Genomic DNA, 18,518 nt, shown 5'->3' on the forward strand with positions numbered 1-18,518 from the left:
CCAGCCGCGTCGTGACGTCGCGCACAATTTCGTTACATCAATGCCAGAAGTGCCTGCAGCGGATGGCGCATGCCGTTGCCTTCCAGCCTTTTCACCTGGCTGCGGCAGGAGAAGCCGGTCGCCAGGCAGCGCTGGCGCGGCAGCTTCTGCAGCTGCGGATGCCACGAAAGGCCATAGATCCCCAGCGAGTTGTCGAGGTTTTTGGTTTCGTGACCGTAGGTGCCCGCCATGCCGCAGCAGCCGACGTTGATATTCTCCAGCCGCGCGCCGAAGCGCGAGAAGATCTCCCGCCACTGATTCGGCGTATTGGGCAGCGCCGTGACTTCGGTGCAGTGCGCAAACAGGTACCAGCTTTCGCCGCTGCCCGGCACCGCTTCGCGCGTGCTGACCACCTCACTCAGCCACTCATGCACCAGCTGGACATGAAAGTCGCCGCGCTTTTCGCCCAGCGTCTGCTTATATTCATCGCGATAGCAGAGCACCGTCGCCGGATCGACGCCAACCATCGGCATGCCGAGCATCGCCACCCGATTCAGGAAGTCAGCGGTTTTGCTGGCAGTGCGCGCAAAGCGCTGCAGAAAGCCCTTAACGTGCTGCGCCTTGCCGTTCGGCATAAAGGGCAGCAGCACCGGCCGCAGACCCAGCTTCTCGATCAGGCGAATAAAGTCGGCAATCAGCTGCGCCTCGTAGAAGCTGGTAAAGGGGTCCTGCACCACCAGCACCGTCTCGGCACGCTGCTCGGGGCTTAGCGCCTCCAGCTTCTCCAGCGTCATGCTCATCGCCGGATGGCCGCTCAGCTCCTGCTTCAGCGAAGGGGACGAGAGCAGCGGCAGATCCACCATGCCGATATGGTTTTTGCTCAGCTCGCGCATCCAGGGCTGACGCAGAAAGAAGTTAAACGCCTTCGGCGCTTTCGCCATTAGCGGCGCATAGCTCTCGACCGCCGACACCAGATGGTCGCTTACCGGACGCAGGTAGCGCGTATGGTAGAGCTGCAAAAAGCGGGCGCGGAAATCGGGCACGTCGATTTTGATCGGACACTGGGTCGAGCAGGCTTTACAGGCGAGGCAGCCCGACATCGCCTCATGAACCTCATGGGAGAAGTCATACTCGCCCTTGCTGGCGTGCCAGCTGTTGCGCACGCGGCCAATCAGGGCGCGAAGCGACAGGCTGCTTTCCGGCAGCTGCTTCTCGAGCTGCTGCGGATCGACCCCCTGCTCCGCCAGCAGGCGCAGCCATTCGCGCGTCAGGGTGGCGCGCCCTTTCGGCGAGTGGATGCGGTTGCGGGTGATCTTCATCGAGGGGCACATCGGGCTGCGCGCATCAAAGTTAAAGCAGAGGCCGTTGCCGTTGCACTCCATCGCGCCGCGCCAGTCGCTGCGCACCGTCAGCGGGATCTGGCGGTCATAGCTGCCGCGCTTGGTCGCGTCGACCTGCATCATCGGCTCGTTGCTGTCGATGGGGGTACAGATCTTGCCGGGGTTCATGCGGTTATCGGGATCGAACGCCGCCTTGATGCGGCGCAGCTCGTTAAACAGCGTTTCGCCGAAAAACGCCGGGCTGTACTGCGCGCGGAACCCTTTGCCGTGCTCGCCCCACAGCAGTCCGCCGTAGCGCGCGGTCAGCGCCACCACCTCGTCCGACAGGGTTTTCATCAGCATCTCCTGCTGCGGGTCGCACATGTCCAGCGCCGGACGCACGTGCAGCACGCCTGCGTCGACGTGGCCGAACATGCCGTAGCTCAGGCCGTGGCTGTCGAGCAGCGCGCGGAACTCAACGATATAGTCGGCGAGGTGCTCCGGCGGCACGGCGGTATCTTCCACAAAGGGGATAGGCTTGGCGCGCCCTTTGGCATTGCCCAGCAGCCCCACCGCTTTTTTGCGCATGTTATAGATACGCTCGATACCCTCAAGATCCTCGCAGAGCTGATAGCCGATAACGCCGCCCTCGCGCTGCGCCATCAGGCGATCCAGCCGGGCGCAGAGTGAAGAGACCTGCTGATCGATCAGCGCGCCGTCGTCGCCGGCGAACTCGACGATATTGAGGCCAAGCATCTCTTTGTCCGGCACGTCGGTAATCAGCTCGCGCACCGAATGCCAGACGATATCTTCTCGCGCCAGGTTAAGCACTTTGGAGTCCACGGTCTCCACCGACAGCGCCTTCGCCTCAACCATAAAGGGGGCGTTGCGCAGCGCGGAGTCGAAAGAGTCATATTTGATATTCACCAGCCGACGCACTTTGGGAATCGGCGTGATATCGAGCCGCGCCTCGGTGATAAAGGCCAGCGTGCCCTCGGCGCCGCACAGAATGCGCGTCAGGTCGAAGGTCTGCATATCGTCGCTAAAGACGTGGCGCAGATCGTAGCCGGTGAGGAAGCGGTTCAGCTTCGGAAACTTTTCCAGAATCAGCGCGCGCTGTTCGCGGCATCGCGTCAGCACCTGCTGATAGATGCGCCCTTCTGGCGTCGCGGTCTGCGCCAGCGTCTCCGCCAGCGCGGCGGCCATCGGCCGGGTATCAAGAATATCGCCGCCGAGCAGCACCGCGCGCAGCCCCAGCACATGATCGGAGGTTTTACCGTAGACCAGCGATCCCTGGCCTGAGGCGTCAGTATTGATCATGCCGCCCAGCGTCGCGCGGTTGCTGGTAGAGAGCTCCGGCGAGAAGAAAAAGCCGTAGGGCTTAAGCCAGGCGTTAAGCTGATCCTTGACCACGCCCGCTTCGACGCGCACCCAGCCCTGCTCAGGATTGATCTCCAGAATGCGGTTCATATGGCGCGACATGTCGACCACGATGCCCTGATTCAGCGACTGCCCGTTGGTGCCGGTGCCGCCACCGCGCGGCGTAAAGGTGAGATCGTTAAAGCGCGCCTCGCCCGCCACGCGCGCAATCAGCGCCACGTCGGCGGTAGAGCGCGGAAAAAGCACCGCGTCCGGCAGCAGCTGGTAGATGCTGTTGTCGGTGGACATTAACAGACGATCGGCGTAGCTGGTGGCGGTATCGCCGGTGAAGCCCTGCGCCTTCAGCGCGTCGAGGAATGTCAGCACCCGTTGAACGAGGCCGGGCGCCTGAGAAATCTGTGGGATCATTATTGAGAGACCAGATGTTGTAATCGTGTGTGTTGCTTGTTTTGTCTGAACGCTCCGTTTTAACACATTTTTTTCGCGCTCGCCTTTTTTTCCGGCGCGGGTAAAAGCCGCGCTTTCGCCTCTGTTTAAAGCCGCCAAAATAGCTCATCATTAAGCCGGGCCTGATTGCCCCCTAATGAAGGATTATTTGAGGTCGTTGTCTCTTATGAAAAACCTGCACCGCACCACGGATATGCCGCAGAGGCTCTTTACGCTGCTCTTTATCCTGCTGATGATCGTCGCCTGTATCTGGATAGTTCAGCCTTTTATACTGGGTTTCGCCTGGGCAAGCATGGTGGTGATCGCCACCTGGCCGCTGATGCTGCGCGTGCAGCGGTTGCTGTGGAACCGGCGTTCGCTGGCGGTCATCGTGATGACGCTGCTCTTGCTGCTGCTGTTTATTATTCCCATTGCGCTGCTGGTCAACAGCCTGATCGACAACAGCGCGCCCGTTATCGCCTGGGCGACGCAGGGTCATATGGAGATGCCGTCGCTGCTGTGGCTGAACGATATCCCGGCCATCGGCGAAAAACTCTTTTCCAGCTACCACAAGCTGGTGGCGGGCGGCGGCTCGGCCATTATGGCGAAACTGCAGCCCTACGTCGGTCGCACCACCGGCTTCTTTGTCGCTCAGGCGGGTCATTTTGGCCGGCTGATGATCCATCTCGGCGTGATGCTGCTGTTCAGCGCCCTGCTGTTCTGGCGCGGCGAACAGGCGGCGCAGGGCATTCGTCACTTCGCGTTTCGTATGGCAGGCCGTCGCGGCGACGCCACGGTGCTGCTGGCGGGTCAGGCGATCCGCGCCGTGGCGCTCGGCGTGGTGGTGACCGCGCTGGTGCAGGGCGTGCTGGGCGGCATCGGCCTCGCGCTCTCCGGCATCCCCTACGCCACGCTGCTGACCGTGCTGATGATCCTCTGCTGTCTGGTGCAGATCGGCCCGCTGCTGGTGCTGGTGCCCGCCATTATCTGGCTTTACTGGAGCGGCGACACCACCTGGGGCACGGTGCTGCTGATCTGGAGCTGCGTAGTCGGCACGCTGGATAACGTGCTGCGCCCGGTGCTGATCCGTATGGGCGCCGATTTACCGATGATCCTTATCCTCTCCGGCGTTATCGGCGGGCTGGTGGCCTTCGGCCTGATTGGTCTGTTTATCGGTCCGGTGGTGCTGGCGGTCTCCTACCGGCTGGTGTCCGTATGGATGCATGAGGCACCGCCGCCGCCAGAGGGCGACCTCGCCAGCGTGGTCGAGATCCTGTCCGATCATGAAGAAGAGCATCTGCCCTCCTGAGACCGGGCTCAGGGCGGTTAACCGCCCTGACTCATTTGCGTCACGTTAACATTTTTTTCCATTAGCGGTTTTTAAGAAAAAACGCAGTTTTCGGCCATGAGGCCGCATATCAGCGTTGAATAGTTTATTTTTCGCACTGGTTCACCCCAATTTCGCCCCTAAACAGGTGACAAAAGTTTATTGGCTTTAAACTAATAAGAGGATTCTTAAAGACTCAGAAGCGCGCGATGAATAACATGATTCCTAAGTTTGAAATCAACCTACTGATTTTTAAACAACCTTTTTCCCCTGAGTAAAGTGAAGAATTGCTGTGTGTAGTCTTTGCCCATCCCCTGTGATGGGCTTTTTTTTGGCCCAAAAAAAGCAAAAAGGCCAGCAAAGCTGGCCTTTTTACGGCAAATTAGCCTATCTAATCATGTACTTTTGCCTAACTCAGCCAGCGACAGCCAGGTTTCCACCACGGTGTCTGGATTGAGCGACAGGCTGTCGATACCCTCTTCCATTAGCCAGGCCGCAAAGTCCTGATGGTCGGACGGCCCCTGCCCGCAGATGCCGACATATTTGCCCTGCTTTTTCGCCGCCTGAATCGCCATCGACAGCAGCGCTTTCACCGCCTCATTGCGCTCGTCAAACAGCGCCGACACCACGCCCGAATCGCGATCCAGCCCCAGCGCCAGCTGCGTCATATCGTTCGAGCCGATAGAGAAGCCGTCGAAGTGCTCAAGGAACTGCTCGGCCAGCAGGGCGTTGGAGGGGATTTCGCACATCATAATGATTTTCAGGCCGTTCTCGCCGCGCTTCAGGCCCTGACGGCCCAGCTCCTCCACCACCGCCTGCGCCTGCGCGACGGTGCGCACAAAGGGCACCATGATTTCGACGTTGGTCAGGCCCATCTCATTACGCACGCGCTTCACCGCCTCGCACTCCAGCGCGAAACAGTCGCGGAAGCTGTCCGCCACGTAGCGTCCGGCGCCGCGGAAGCCCAGCATCGGGTTCTCCTCTTCCGGCTCGTAGCGCTCGCCGCCCACCAGGTTGGCGTACTCATTCGATTTAAAGTCCGACAGGCGCACAATCACCCGCTTCGGCGCAAACGCGGCTCCCAGCGTGGCGATCCCTTCGGTCAGGCGAGCAATATAGAACTCAACCGGGCTGTCAAAACCTTTCATCATGCCGCGGATCTGCTGCTGGAGTTCCGGCGTCTGCTGGTCAAACTCCAGCAGCGCTTTCGGGTGCACGCCAATCATGCGGTTGATAATGAATTCCAGACGCGCAAGACCTACCCCTTCATTCGGCAGGCAGGCAAAGTCAAAGGCGCGATCGGGGTTACCGACGTTCATCATGATCTTCAGCGGCAGCGCCGGCATCTCGTCTACCTGCGAACTGGTAACTTCGAAATCGATCAGATCGCTATAGACATAGCCGGTGTCACCTTCAGCGCAGGAGACGGTGACTTTGTTGCCGTCCTGCAGGCGGTCGGTGGCGTCGCCGCAGCCCACTACCGCCGGGATGCCCAGCTCGCGCGCGATAATCGCCGCGTGACAGGTGCGCCCGCCGCGGTTGGTGACGATCGCTGAGGCTTTCTTCATGATCGGCTCCCAGTCCGGGTCGGTCATATCGGTGACCAGCACATCGCCTTTTTCTATGCGGTTCATCTCGCTGATGTCGTGGATCACTTTAACTTCGCCAGCGCCGATGCGATGGCCGATGGCACGGCCTTCCACCACCACGCTGCCGGTGCCCTGCAGGTTATAGCGCTCCATCACCTGACCGTTGGAGCGCACGGTTTCCGGGCGCGCCTGCACGATAAAGAGCTTGCCGGTATGGCCATCTTTCGCCCACTCGATATCCATCGGACGCTTGTAGTGCTGCTCGATCTGCACCGCCTGACGCGCCAGCGCCTGCACCTCTTCATCGGTAAGGGAGAAGCGGTCGCGCTCGCTTTCCGGCACGTCTTCGATGCGCACCTGCTCGCCGTGCGACTGCGAATCGGCATAGACCATACGCACCTTTTTCGAGCCCATATTGCGGCGCACGATGGCGGGACGGTTGGCGGCCAGCGTCGGCTTGTGCACATAGAACTCATCTGGATTGACCGCGCCCTGCACCACCATCTCGCCCAGGCCGAAAGCGGAGGTAATAAACACCACCTGATCGAAGCCCGATTCGGTATCGATGGTAAACATCACGCCCGATGAGGCGAGATCGGAGCGCACCATACGCTGCACGCCCGCCGACAGCGCCACGCCGCGATGGTCGTAGCCCTGATGCACGCGATAGGAGATGGCGCGATCGTTAAACAGCGAGGCGTAAACGTGCTTCACGGCGATGATTACCGCGTCATAGCCCTGCACGTTAAGGAAGGTCTCCTGCTGGCCGGCGAAGGAGGCGTCCGGCATATCTTCCGCAGTAGCGGAAGAGCGCACGGCGAACGACGCCTCGGCATCGTCTGCTGAGAGCTGCTCGTATGCCTCGCGAATAGCCGTTTCCAGTTCAGGCTGAAACGGGGTATCCACGACCCACTGACGGATCTGCTTACCGGCTTTCGCCAGCTCGTCGATATCGTCGATATCGGTCTTGTCCAGTAAATCGTAAATGCGCTGGTTGAGGCCACTCTGATCGAGAAACTGATTAAACGCGTAAGATGTGGTCGCATATCCGTTGGGCACGGAGACGCCCAGCGACGACAGGTTCGTAATCATTTCACCCAGAGAGGCGTTTTTGCCTCCCACGCGATCGACATCATGCATGCCAAGCTGGTTATACCAGAGCACTAACGGCTGTTCGCCTGTAATGGACATCGAGATTATCCTTTTAAGAATGAATGGGCACATGGAAAATTTAGCTATTCGCAAAATTAGCCTGGCACAATGCGCAATTAATGACTAAGTGTTGAATCGTTAAAGCGCGCAAGATTAAGTAATTTAGGAATTATTCCGATAATTGCGTCACGTTGCGCAAACCGGTTATTTTTCGCTAAGGCTATGATGTTAATGGTTTTCGCTATTTTTCATCGGCTTAGCGCCGCTTTCCGTTGCGCAACCGCGTCCCGCTTTATTTCCCGGTAGCCCGCTTTTATGGCGAGATCGGGCAAGTTAAAACATCATTTCAATATTTAGCCCCGTCCGCTTCGACGCTCTCATGCGAGAAAAAACGAAAAGTTCACAAATTTTAAACATGGATTTTTTATTTTGTTCTGACCGCTATTTAAAGCTGCTAACCTGACCCTATCTCTCTACGCATAAGGTAAAGGCCATGAGCAGCGAAAGAAGCGTTTTCTATATTTCCGACGGCACCGCGATTACCGCAGAGGTGCTGGGCCACGCGGTGCTGTCGCAGTTTCCGGTGGGCTTTAACAGCCTGACGCTGCCCTTTGTTGAAAACGTGCAGCGCGCCCAGGCGGTGAAGGCGCAGATCAACGCGCTCTATCAGAAAAGCGGCGTGCGCCCGCTGGTGTTTTTCTCTATCGTCACGCCGGAAGTGCGCGACATCATCACGCAGAGCGAAGGCTTCTGTCAGGATATCGTGCAGGCGCTGGTGGCGCCGCTGCAGGAAGAGCTGGGCATGGCTCCCGCGCCGGTGGCACATCGCACCCACGGCCTTGACGCCAGCAACCTCGGCAAGTACGACGCGCGCATCGCCGCGATCGACTACACCCTGGCGCACGACGACGGCATCTCGCTGCGCGGCCTGGAAGATGCGCAGGTGATCCTGCTGGGCGTGTCGCGCTGCGGCAAAACGCCCACCAGCCTCTATCTGGCGATGCAGTTCGGCATCCGTGCCGCCAACTACCCCTTTATCGCCGACGATATGGACAACCTTAAGCTGCCGGCCGCCCTGCGTCCGTTTCAGAACAAGCTGTTTGGTCTGACTATCGATCCCGAGCGGCTCGCCGCCATTCGCCAGGAGCGGGCAGAAAATACCCGCTACGCCTCAATGCGCCAGTGCCGGCTTGAAGTCGGCGAGGTGGAGGCGCTGTTTCGCACCCACCAGATCCGCTACCTCAACAGCACCAACTATTCGGTAGAAGAGATCGCGACCAAAATCCTCGACATTATGGGTCTGACGCGCCGCATGTACTGAGACGCCAGCGGCGACGCCTTGTAAAGCGCCGCTGCCGTCCTGTAAAAAATCATTTCAGTTTATAGGCTTGCATTCGCAAACTAATAATTTATTGTGATCATCATCACTTCCCGGTATGTCACCGCTGCGAAGAAAAAGCTTTCGAGATACTCATGAATAAAACTGATGAACTGCGTACGGCACGCATCGGCAGCCTGATCACGCCTGCCGCGTTAGCCGCTCAACACCCTCTTTCCGCCGACGTGGCGGATAGCGTCACGCGCGCGCGCCAGCGCATCGCCCGCATTCTGACCGGCGAGGATCCCCGCCTGCTGGTGATTATCGGGCCCTGCTCGCTGCACGACCCGCGTGCGGCGCTCGACTACGCCCAGCGGCTGAATGCGCTGCGTGATCGCTATGCCGACCGCCTGGAAATCGTGATGCGCACCTACTTTGAAAAACCGCGCACCGTGGTGGGCTGGAAAGGGTTGATCTCCGATCCCGATCTCGACGGCAGCTTCAACGTCAACCGCGGCATCGGCCTGGCGCGTCAGATCCTGCTCGACATTAATCGCCTGGGGCTGCCTACCGCGACGGAATTTCTCGATATGGTCACCGGCCAGTTTATCGCCGACCTGATTAGCTGGGGCGCCATTGGCGCGCGCACCACCGAGAGTCAAATCCACCGCGAAATGGCCTCCGCGCTCTCCTGTCCGGTAGGCTTCAAGAACGGCACCGACGGCAACGTGCGCATCGCGGTAGACGCCATCCGCGCCTCGCGCGCCAGCCATATGTTTCTGTCGCCCGATAAAGATGGGCAGATGACGATTTACCAGACCAGCGGCAATCCGCACGGCCACGTAATTTTGCGCGGCGGTAAAGTGCCGAACTATCACGCCGACGACGTGGCCGCCGCGGCCGCCAGCCTGCGCGAGTTCAGCCTGCCGGAGCAGCTGGTGATCGATTTCAGCCACGGCAACTGCCTGAAGCAGCATCGCCGTCAGAAAGAGGTGGCGGCCGAGGTGGCGCAGCAGATTCGCGCCGGCTCGCGCGCGGTTGCCGGCGTAATGATTGAAAGCTTTATCGAAGAGGGAAATCAGAAAGTCACGGGCGAACCGCTGGTTTACGGCCAGTCGATTACCGATCCCTGCCTCGGCTGGCAGGACAGCGAAGCGGTGCTGTCGCTGCTGGCCGAGGCGGTGAACAGCCGCTTCTGAGCCGTTAGCTGGAGCAGCTTACCTCCAGCGATTTACCCCAGTCCGGCGGCCGCTGACGATATTCAGCGGCCGTTGCGTCACTAAAGGGCTGCTGCAGCGCCTGATGCAGCCGCGCCAGCGCCTCGCTCTCGCCCTTCTCTGCTCCGTCGATCGCCTGCTGCGCCAGGTAGTTGCGTAAAACCAGCGCCGGATTCGCGGCCTTCATCTGCTGTTGGCGCGTCGCATCGTCTACCCCTTCCTGCAGCAGACGTGCGCGATAGCGCTGATACCAGCGGTCAAAAGCGTCGCGATCCATAAATTCGTCGCGCAGCGGCGAGCGTGCCTCCTGCTGCTGCGTTTCGCTCAGCAGGCGGAACGTCAGGGTGTAATCGCTGCGCTCCTGCGCCATTAGCGACAGCAGCTCCACCAGCAGCGCGTTATCGCCGTCGTCAGCCTGGGTAAAGCCCAGTTTCGCCCGCATCCGTTCGCCCCAGACGCGCATCAGCTCCGGCTCGTAGCGGCTCAGCGCTTGCTTAAGCTGCTCGACGCTCAGTAGCCCGGAAAGCGCATGCGCCAGCCGGTTAAGATTCCACAGGCCGATCGTCGGCTGATTTTCAAAGCTGTAGCGCCCCTGGTAATCGCTGTGGTTGCAGATAAAGCCGGGCTGATAGTCATCAAGGAAACCGTAAGGGCCATAGTCGATGGTCAGCCCCAGCAGCGACATGTTATCGGTGTTCATCACGCCGTGCGCAAAACCTACGCTTTGCCACTGGGCGATCAGGCGCGCGGTGCGCTCGACGACGTCGGTAAACCACAGCAGGTATTTATCCGCTTCGTCGACCAGCTGCGGCCAGTGGTGGCGCAGCGCATAGTCCGCCAGCTGCTCGACCTTGTCCTGCTGCTGGCTGTAGAAGAAGTGCTCAAAGTGGCCGAAGCGCAGATGGCTTTCCGCAATGCGCATCAGGGTCGCGCCGCGCTCGGGGGATTCGCGATAGACCGGCTCGTCGCTGATGGCGATAGCGAGCGCGCGCGTGGTGGGAATGCCCAGATGGTGCAGCGCTTCCGAGGCGAGAAATTCACGCACCGTGGAGCGGACCACCGCGCGTCCGTCGCCCATACGCGAATAAGGAGTAAGCCCGGCCCCTTTCAGGTGCCAGTCAACCTTGCCGCCCGCGTCGAGGCGCTGCTCGCCCAGCAGAATGCCGCGCCCGTCGCCAAGCTGTCCAGCCCAGACGCCGAACTGATGTCCGCTGTAGACCTGCGCCAGCGGCTGCATGCCCGGCAGCAGCGCGGCGCCGTGCCAGACGCCATGGCCTTCGCCGGCGAAAAGCGCGGCATCCACGCCCAGCTCCTGCGCCAGCGGCGCATTGTGATAAAACAGGCGTCCGCCCCTGAGCGGCGTCGGCGCCTGAGCGGTATAGAAACCCGGCAGCTCGCGCTGCCAGCTGTTATCAAACAACATAGACTCTCCCGAGCGGCAGCCCGGCAGAGCCAGAGCCGCCGTCGCTGTGAATAACCGGATATCGGGCCGTCTCGCCGTGGACGCGGCCGCGCGAGACACCGCAAGTATAGTGGCGAGAAATCAAATACAACAGGCGGGCTTAATCAGGCGCGCAGTACTGACTGGTAATAAGCCGCGGCAGCGCCTCCGCTTTGACCGGCGGGAACAGCGCGCCCTGCAGCACGGCGTCCTGCAGCGTGGCGGTTTTGTCGAGCAGCGTTCTGTCATCGATGCCGCAAATAATCATCATCTGCGCGTGGCTGCGGAAGTTATCGATAATGCTCTGAATAAACGGCAGGAATGAGGCGCGTTTCGCCAGCGACTGAATAAATTGTTTATCCAGTTTGATGCAGTCGAACAGATTATCATAGACCGCGCGGGTCGAAGATTTACCCGCACCGAAATGGGATAATGATAAACGGAACTGTTGTTTTAGCGCAAAAATAAGAGGGTCATTAATTCCGTTTAAAAGCTGCTGAAACGTTTCGCTGATGTCGAGTAATAAAAACGGAAGCTGTTTAATTTTACGGATCAGCAATTCACTCGCCAGCAGCGTGCGCGCCATGTTTTCATCAATACGCATTAATGCCAGTACATGATTTTTAACGAAGAAGTCGCGGTACTGTTCCAGCACGGCTACCTGCCGCTGCAGCAGGCGCAGCCTCTGCATCTCATCGAGCTGCGGCAACAGCAGATCCTGCGGCAGAGTAACAGGCGCACTGCTGTGGACGAACTGACTTACCAGCTCGACGGCCGCCAGCTGCCCGCTAATTGTGCAGGCAGGATAAAACCAAATTTCCGACTGATAGTCGGCAGATAAATGAACTTTCATTTTTACAGCCAGATAAAGTGGCGACTGGCGCATCGTATATCATCGAAATCGGGCAGGCAATAGTACCAAACGTGGGAAGAGATGGACATCTTTGCCGTTAAATTTCGCTTTGCCCGCTGCGCCAGATCCCTAAGCCAAATAACGGTAGCGTTTAATACCCTTTACCAGAAAATTGACTCTCTGCCTTATTGATATAATTATTTCCCGGCAGCGTAAAGTGCCATTTAAAATAAGAGTTATAAAATGACCGTTTCCCCGGCGCTATTTTTTCTGCAATTCGCGCGCGCGCCGATTGGGGCGATTATTAATTTGCCTTAAATGCGGCGCGCCTGCCAGAAGGCTTTGCGCCAGTAGACGTTGTCGAGCGAGGAGCGGATCACCCCCTGGCTGGTAGAGGCGTGAATAAAGGCGTTGTCGCTGTCATAGATGCCGACGTGCAGGCCGTTTTCACCGCGGCCGGTTTTGAAAAATACCAGGTCGCCCGGCTGCAGCTCATCCTTGCTGATGCGCGTGCCGATATCGCTCTGCGCCCGCGTGCTGCGCGGCAGCTGCAGATCGAACCGGTCGCGCATGGTGAGATAGACGAAGCCCGAGCAGTCGACGCCGCCGCGGCTCATGCCGCCGTAGCGATAGGGCGTGCCGCGCCACTCTCCCAGCTGCTCATTGAGCTGCGCCACTACCATAATTGAATCCGCCAGCCGGCCGTTCACCGGCGGCGCGCGATGGCTGCTGCATCCCGCCAGAATCAGCACCAGTAAAATCACCCCCATCCGCATTCGCGCGCATCTCCTTTAATCGCAACGGCCTCACTCTAGCGTCAGGCGCGCAGCGTGGCAAGATGCGGCGCTCAGGGCTGAACGGTCAGCAGGGGCAGCCCGTCCAGCTCCAGCTGGCGAAACGGAATCGCATAGAGCTCGCTGAGGCGCTCAGGAGTGAGGATTGCCGCAGCCGCACCCTGCGCCACCACGCTGCCCTGCGCCATCAGCCAGACGCGGTCGGCATGGCGCAGCGTATGGTTAAGATCGTGGCTGCTGGCGATAACGCAGACCCCGGCGCGCAGCAGCCCGATAATCAGGTTATGTACGGCGTTTTGCTGGGCGATATCCAGCCCGGTCATCGGCTCGTCCAGCAGCAGCAGGCGCCCCTGTGGATTAAGCGCGGGATCGATCTGAGCGAAGGCGGCCGCCAGCCTGACGCGCTGCCACTCGCCGCCCGACAGCTGCGTCAGCGGCCGCGCCAGCTTATCCTGCAGCCGCAGCGTCTCCAGCAGGCCGCTCAGGGCCGCTGGCGACCGCGCGTCGCTGAGGTGCAGGCGCAAATAGTGATAGACCGGCATCAGGCCCGGCGCTGCCTGCTGCGGCAGCCAGGCGCGCACCCGCGCCAGCGCCGGCGCGCGCCATTCGCGCAGCGGGCGCTGCAGAAGCTGGATCTCCCCTTCGCCCGACAGCATGCCCGCCATCAGCGCCAGCAGGCTGCTTTTGCCCGCGCCGTTAGGCCCGACCAGGTGCAGCAGCGTGCCTTTTTCCACCTCGGCGGAAAAAGGCGCCAGCCGGCCAGGCACGGCGGCACCTTTCAGGCTCAGAACCATTTACTGCGCCAGCGCCTGCTGAATGCTCTGCTGGATAACGGCGTCGTCCGGCGTCATATCCGGCGCGAAACGCTTCACTACCTCGCCCTGACGGTTAATCAGGAATTTTTCGAAGTTCCACAAAATATCGCCAGGCGCTTTGGGCGCGCGGCCTTTGCTCGCCATGCGCTCGTAGAAGCCGCTGCCTTCCGGGCGCACCGCCTCCGGCTGCGCCGCGATCAGCTGCGTATAGAGCGGATGGCGCGCCGGACCGTTGACCTCCCCTTTGGCCAGCATGGGAAAGGTGACGCCGTAGGTGGTGCTGCAAAACGTTTTGATCTCTTCGTTGCTGCCCGGCTCCTGCTCAAGAAACTGGTTGCAGGGAAAGCCGAGCACGCTGAAGCCCTGCGCCTGATACTGCTGCTGCAGCGCTTCCAGCTGCTCATACTGCGGCGTAAGGCCGCACTTCGACGCCACGTTAACCACCAGCAGCACCTTGCCCTGCCACTTTTCCAGCGTGGTTTTCTCACCGTCGATGGTCATCAGTTCAGTTTGATAAAGGCTCATAAAAGTCTCCTGTAGAGGAAGCAGAAAGCCAGCCGAAGCTAGCGCGAAGATTTGACTAACAGCGCAATAAACAGCGGCGCGCCGAGCGTGGCGGTCACGACCCCTATCGGCAGCTCCGCCGCGGTAAGCGCCAGGCGCGCAATAATGTCGGCGGCGAGCAGCACCGCCGCGCCCGCCAGCGCTGACGCAGGCAGCAGATAGCGATGGTCGCTGATGCCGCTAAGGCGCAGCAGGTGTGGGATCACCAGGCCGACAAAGCCGATAGCGCCCGCCATCGCGACGCTGACGCCCACCAGCCACCCCATCGCCAGCACCAGCGCATTGCGCCAGAAAAAGAGCGACAGGCCCAGCTGCTGCGCCGAGGTTTCGCCAAGCGCCAGCAAATTAAGCACGCGCGCCGTGGCGAGCAGCCCAGCGGTAACCGGCAGCAGCGCCAGCATCATCCAGCCGTAGCGCCAGTCGATGCCGCTAAAGCCGCCCATCATCCAGTACATCAGCTGACGCAGATCCAGGCTGGTGCTGAAGTAGACCGCCCAGGTCATAATGGCGCTGCAGATAATGCCGAGCGCCACGCCGGTAAGCAGCAGCCGGGTGACGGAGAGCTGTCGGTGCGCGAAATGCAGCAGGATCAGGGTAATAAGCAGCGCGCCCGCCATCGCCGCCAGGCTCAGGCTCCAGAGTGAGCCGCTGCCGAACAGCACGCCCAGCACCAGCCCGATGCCGGCGCCGTTAGAGACGCCGAGCAGGCCCGGTTCCGCCAGCGGATTGGTAAACAGCGCCTGCATCACTACGCCGCAGACCGCCAGCGCCGCGCCGACCAGCACCACCGCCAGGGTGCGCGGCAGGCGCAGCTGCCAGACGAACAGCCGGCCGCTGTCGCCTGACCACTGGGCTGGCGCGATCCAGCTGTCGCCCGCACAGAGGCTAAGCACCATTAACGCCAGCAGAACCAGACCGAGCGCCGTAAGCACGCGACGACTGCGGCGATCCGCCTGATAAGCAAGCTGATCCAGCAGGGACATAATTTGGGGATTCGCTGAGAAAACAGAGATTTGATTGTAGAGAGATTGGCGGAAAAAGAAAGGCTGACGTAGGCGGCGCCCACGGGCGCCGCAGAGAGGGTTAGCTGTGGTCCGGACGCGGCGGCAGCGGCTCGCCGTGCGGCTGACGGCTGTTGTGCGACGCATTATCGCCCTTTGCCGTCGCCCTGCCGTGCCCGGGGCGCTGCGCCTGCCAGCCGTTACCGTTCCAGTAGCCGTGCGGCCCTTTTAGTCCGACGCTGCGGCCGTGGTGCGCCTGCCACCATTTCGCGGTGCGCCAGCTGTAGCCGTCCCAGTAGTTGCCGCGATGGTCGCGATCGCCAATATGGGCGCTGACGCCCGGCGCAGTATCAGGGTGTGGCGCATTCGCGCTCGCCAGCAGCGGCATCCCCAGCAGGAGGCTTAAAAGCAGTGCGGTTTTTTTCATTACGGGACTCTCTTGTTGTCTGTCGCCGCAGTTATAGCAAAAGCGTCCTGGCCGTCACTATCGGCGCAGGCGGATTTTCAGCTTATTTCCCGTAAGCTTACAGAATGCTGACACAATGAAGGGATTCGGCAGAAAGAGGAAAAGGCGCGCGACGCTGCGGTGAAAGGCAATGAAAAAGGCCGCATAAGCGGCCTTTTTAGAACACTGAAATCGGTCAGTCGTTATCTTTCGGAGAAGCGTTTTCGACGCGGCTTTTCAGCTTCTGACCCGGGCGGAACGTTACCACGCGGCGCGCGGTAATTGGAATATCTTCCCCCGTTTTTGGATTCCTGCCTGGACGCTGATTTTTATCGCGCAGGTCGAAATTACCAAACCCAGACAGTTTTACCTGTTCACCATTCTCCAGAGCGCGGCGAACCTCTTCAAAAAACAGCTCCACTAGCTCTTTTGCGTCGCGTTTGCTCAGCCCAAGCTTCTCAAACAGGTACTCTGACATTTCAGCTTTTGTAAGCGCCATAGGTTCAATCCCTCAAGGTTGCCTGGAATCGCTCTTTTAATGCCGCAACACATTTGCCAACGGTCGCGGCAATCTCCTCTTCTTCGAGTGTCCGGCTGGTATCCTGCAAAATCAGGCTGATGGCGAGGCTCTTGAAACCCTCTTCAACGCCCTTACCGCGGTACACGTCAAACAAGTTTACGCCAACTACCTGATTTACGCCAACTTTCTTACACTCGGCGATGATATCTGCTGCAGGGACGTTTTCAGCCACGACCACAGCGATATCGCGACGGTTCGCCGGGAAGCGTGAAATCTCGCGCGCTTCAGGCAGGACGCGGTCTGCGACCTTATTCCAAAGCAGTTCAAAGACTAAGGTGCGGCCGTTGAGATCCAGCTTACGTTCCAGCTCGGGATGAACTACTCCGATAAATCCGATTCGTTCATCATGCAAATAAATCGCCGCGCTCTGCCCCGGATGCAGCGCCGGATTCGCTTCGGCACGGAAGCGAATCTCGTCCAGCTTGCCGGTTAAATCGAGCAGCGATTCTAAATCGCCTTTCAAATCATAGAAGTCAACCGCCTGACGCGCCAGATCCCAGTGCTCTTCATTGCGGTTACCGCTCAGCACGCCCGCCAGCATAAGATCCTGACGGATACCTAAATTCGCCTGGGTATCAGGTACAAAGCGTAAACCGCTCTCAAACAGGCGTACGCGGCCCTGCTGGCGGTTCTGGTTGTAGACCACCGCGCTCAGCAGGCCGGTCCACAGCGACAGGCGCATCGCCGACATATCGCTGGAGATCGGGCTTGGCAGGATCAGCGCCTCTTCGCCCGGATGCAGCAGCTGCTGGATTTTCGGGTCGACAAAGCTGTAGGTGATCGCTTCCTGGTAGCCTTTATCCACCAGCAGGGTTTTGGCACGCTTCAGCGACAGATCCGCCTCGCGGTGCTGCGTCATCACCAGAGCTGCCTGCACCGGCACGTCCGGGATATTGTTATAGCCGTAGACGCGCGCGACCTCTTCAATCAGATCCTCTTCGATCGCCATGTCGAAGCGCCAGCCTGGTGCCACCGCTTTCCACTCCCCCTGACCTGCCGTCACGTCACAGCCAAGACGCGTCAGGATGTCGGTGACCTGCTCATCGGCAACGGCATGGCCAATCAGGCGATCCAGCTTCTCGCGGCGCAGCGTGATGGTGGCACGCTGCGGCAGCGCGGCCTCGTGCGTCTGGTCGATAACCGGGCCAGCCTCACCGCCACAAATTTCCAGCAGCAGCTGGGTCGCGCGCTCGATAGCCTGATACTGCATCGTCGGATCAACGCCGCGCTCGTAGCGGTGTGAGGCGTCGGTGTGCAGGCCGTGACGGCGCGCGCGGCCGACAATCGCCAGCGGATCGAACCAGGCGCACTCAAACAGAATGTTCTGCGTCTCTTCGTTCACGCCGGAATGCTCGCCGCCGAAGATACCGCCCATCGCCAGCGCTTTATGGTGATCGGCGATCACCAGCGTGTCGCTGCTGAGTTTTGCTTCGCTACCGTCGAGCAGCGTCAGGGTTTCACCCTCTTCCGCCATGCGCACCACGATGCCGCCGTCGATGCGGTCGAGGTCGAAGGCGTGCATCGGCTGGCCCAGCTCAAGCAGCACGTAGTTGGTGATATCCACCACCGGATCGATAGAGCGAATGCCGCAGCGGCGCAGCTTTTCACGCATCCAGAGCGGCGTAGCGGCTTTGACGTTGATGCCTTTCACCACGCGGCCCAGGTAGCGCGGGCAGGCGTTGGTCGCGTCAACGCGGATCGGGAAGGTGTCGCCAATGGTGGCGGCTACCGGCTCGATCGCCGGCGCGGTGAGCGGCAGGCTGTTCAGCACCGCCACATCACGCGCGATGCCGATAATGCCCAGGCAGTCGGCGCGGTTCGGCGTGACGCTGATCTCAATGGTGTTGTCGTTCAGCTTCAGGTAGTCGCGGATATCGCTGCCTACCGGCGCATCGCCCGGCAGCTCGATAATGCCGTTGTGATCGTCGGAAATGCCCAGCTCGGAGAAAGAGCAGAGCATGCCCTCCGACGGCTCGCCGCGCAGCTTAGCCGCTTTGATCTTAAAGTCGCCCGGCAGCACTGCGCCCACGGTGGCGACCGCCACCTTGAGACCCTGACGGCAGTTCGGCGCGCCGCAGACGATATCCAGCAGGCGATCGCCGCCGACGTTGACCTTGGTGACGCGCAGCTTGTCGGCGTTAGGGTGCTGACCGCACTCCACAACTTCGCCGACCACTACGCCGTGAAACGCGCCGGCAACCGGCTCAACGCCGTCCACTTCCAGACCGGCCATGGTGATCTGTTCAGAAAGGGCAGCGCTGTCCAGAGCCGGGTTTACCCATTCGCGTAACCAGAGTTCACTGAATTTCATTGGATAA

14 protein-coding genes and 1 other RNA gene are annotated in these 18,518 nt (G+C 60.1%); 4 read left to right on the forward strand and 11 right to left on the reverse strand.

Features of this window, described 5'->3' with window-relative positions:
- Nucleotides 1-32: 32 nt before the first annotated feature.
- Nucleotides 33-3,086: an FAD-binding and (Fe-S)-binding domain-containing protein gene (locus tag MHZ97_RS11935; protein WP_239314607.1), complete on the reverse strand. Its 3,054-nt coding sequence runs from the start codon at nucleotides 3,084-3,086 to the stop codon at nucleotides 33-35.
- A 205-nt stretch (nucleotides 3,087-3,291) separates the two neighbouring features.
- On the opposite strand from MHZ97_RS11935, the gene ydiK reads away from it, so the two are divergent.
- Both ydiK and rprA read left to right on the forward strand, forming a co-directional pair.
- Entirely contained in the window at nucleotides 3,292-4,413 is a 1,122-nt protein-coding gene (gene ydiK, locus MHZ97_RS11940) for an AI-2E family transporter YdiK (protein WP_103795616.1), read from the forward strand.
- A gap of 244 nt (nucleotides 4,414-4,657) precedes the next feature.
- An RNA gene (gene rprA, locus MHZ97_RS11945) (antisense sRNA RprA) lies at nucleotides 4,658-4,766 on the forward strand.
- A 60-nt stretch (nucleotides 4,767-4,826) separates the two neighbouring features.
- Here rprA and ppsA read toward each other — a convergent pair.
- Entirely contained in the window at nucleotides 4,827-7,211 is a 2,385-nt protein-coding gene (ppsA, locus tag MHZ97_RS11950; protein WP_239314606.1) for a phosphoenolpyruvate synthase, read from the reverse strand.
- A gap of 454 nt (nucleotides 7,212-7,665) precedes the next feature.
- Between ppsA and MHZ97_RS11955 the strand changes: the two genes are divergently transcribed.
- A complete protein-coding gene (locus MHZ97_RS11955) occupies nucleotides 7,666-8,493 on the forward strand; it encodes a pyruvate, water dikinase regulatory protein (RefSeq protein WP_033747499.1) in 828 nt (275 codons plus the stop codon).
- Nucleotides 8,494-8,645: 152 nt separating this feature from the next.
- Nucleotides 8,646-9,689: a 3-deoxy-7-phosphoheptulonate synthase gene (locus tag MHZ97_RS11960; RefSeq protein WP_103795614.1), complete on the forward strand. Its 1,044-nt coding sequence runs from the start codon at nucleotides 8,646-8,648 to the stop codon at nucleotides 9,687-9,689.
- A 4-nt stretch (nucleotides 9,690-9,693) separates the two neighbouring features.
- Here the strand turns inward: MHZ97_RS11960 and MHZ97_RS11965 are convergent, their stop codons facing one another.
- From MHZ97_RS11965 to pheT, 9 genes are all read right to left on the reverse strand, one after another.
- On the reverse strand, nucleotides 9,694-11,130 hold the full coding sequence (locus MHZ97_RS11965; RefSeq protein ID WP_239314605.1) for a YdiU family protein: 1,437 nt from the start codon (nucleotides 11,128-11,130) through the stop codon (nucleotides 9,694-9,696).
- A gap of 139 nt (nucleotides 11,131-11,269) precedes the next feature.
- Complete coding sequence (locus MHZ97_RS11970; RefSeq protein WP_103795612.1) at nucleotides 11,270-12,001, reverse strand: EAL domain-containing protein; 732 nt, start codon at nucleotides 11,999-12,001, stop codon at nucleotides 11,270-11,272.
- Between the two features lie 314 nt (nucleotides 12,002-12,315).
- On the reverse strand, nucleotides 12,316-12,777 hold the full coding sequence (locus MHZ97_RS11975; RefSeq protein WP_103795611.1) for a C40 family peptidase: 462 nt from the start codon (nucleotides 12,775-12,777) through the stop codon (nucleotides 12,316-12,318).
- A 71-nt stretch (nucleotides 12,778-12,848) separates the two neighbouring features.
- Nucleotides 12,849-13,589, reverse strand: coding sequence for a vitamin B12 ABC transporter ATP-binding protein BtuD (gene btuD / locus MHZ97_RS11980; RefSeq protein ID WP_239314604.1), 741 nt, complete (start codon nucleotides 13,587-13,589; stop codon nucleotides 12,849-12,851).
- Nucleotides 13,590-14,135, reverse strand: coding sequence for a glutathione peroxidase (locus tag MHZ97_RS11985; RefSeq protein WP_103795609.1), 546 nt, complete (start codon nucleotides 14,133-14,135; stop codon nucleotides 13,590-13,592).
- Nucleotides 14,136-14,173: 38 nt separating this feature from the next.
- The gene (gene btuC, locus MHZ97_RS11990) at nucleotides 14,174-15,157 is read right to left on the reverse strand and encodes a vitamin B12 ABC transporter permease BtuC (protein ID WP_103795608.1); all 984 of its coding nucleotides are present in this window, start codon (nucleotides 15,155-15,157) and stop codon (nucleotides 14,174-14,176) included.
- Between the two features lie 100 nt (nucleotides 15,158-15,257).
- Complete coding sequence (locus tag MHZ97_RS11995; RefSeq protein WP_239314603.1) at nucleotides 15,258-15,602, reverse strand: DUF2502 domain-containing protein; 345 nt, start codon at nucleotides 15,600-15,602, stop codon at nucleotides 15,258-15,260.
- Between the two features lie 214 nt (nucleotides 15,603-15,816).
- Nucleotides 15,817-16,119 carry an integration host factor subunit alpha gene (gene ihfA / locus MHZ97_RS12000; protein WP_033747517.1) on the reverse strand — a complete coding sequence of 101 codons (303 nt, stop codon included), beginning with the start codon at nucleotides 16,117-16,119 and terminating at the stop codon, nucleotides 15,817-15,819.
- A gap of 4 nt (nucleotides 16,120-16,123) precedes the next feature.
- Nucleotides 16,124-18,511 carry a phenylalanine--tRNA ligase subunit beta gene (pheT, locus tag MHZ97_RS12005; protein ID WP_239314602.1) on the reverse strand — a complete coding sequence of 796 codons (2,388 nt, stop codon included), beginning with the start codon at nucleotides 18,509-18,511 and terminating at the stop codon, nucleotides 16,124-16,126.
- Nucleotides 18,512-18,518 lie beyond the last annotated feature (7 nt).

Source organism: Pantoea sp. ACRSC (assembly GCF_022346785.1).
In the GTDB taxonomy this organism is placed as follows: Bacteria; Pseudomonadota; Gammaproteobacteria; order Enterobacterales; family Enterobacteriaceae; genus Pantoea; species Pantoea alvi.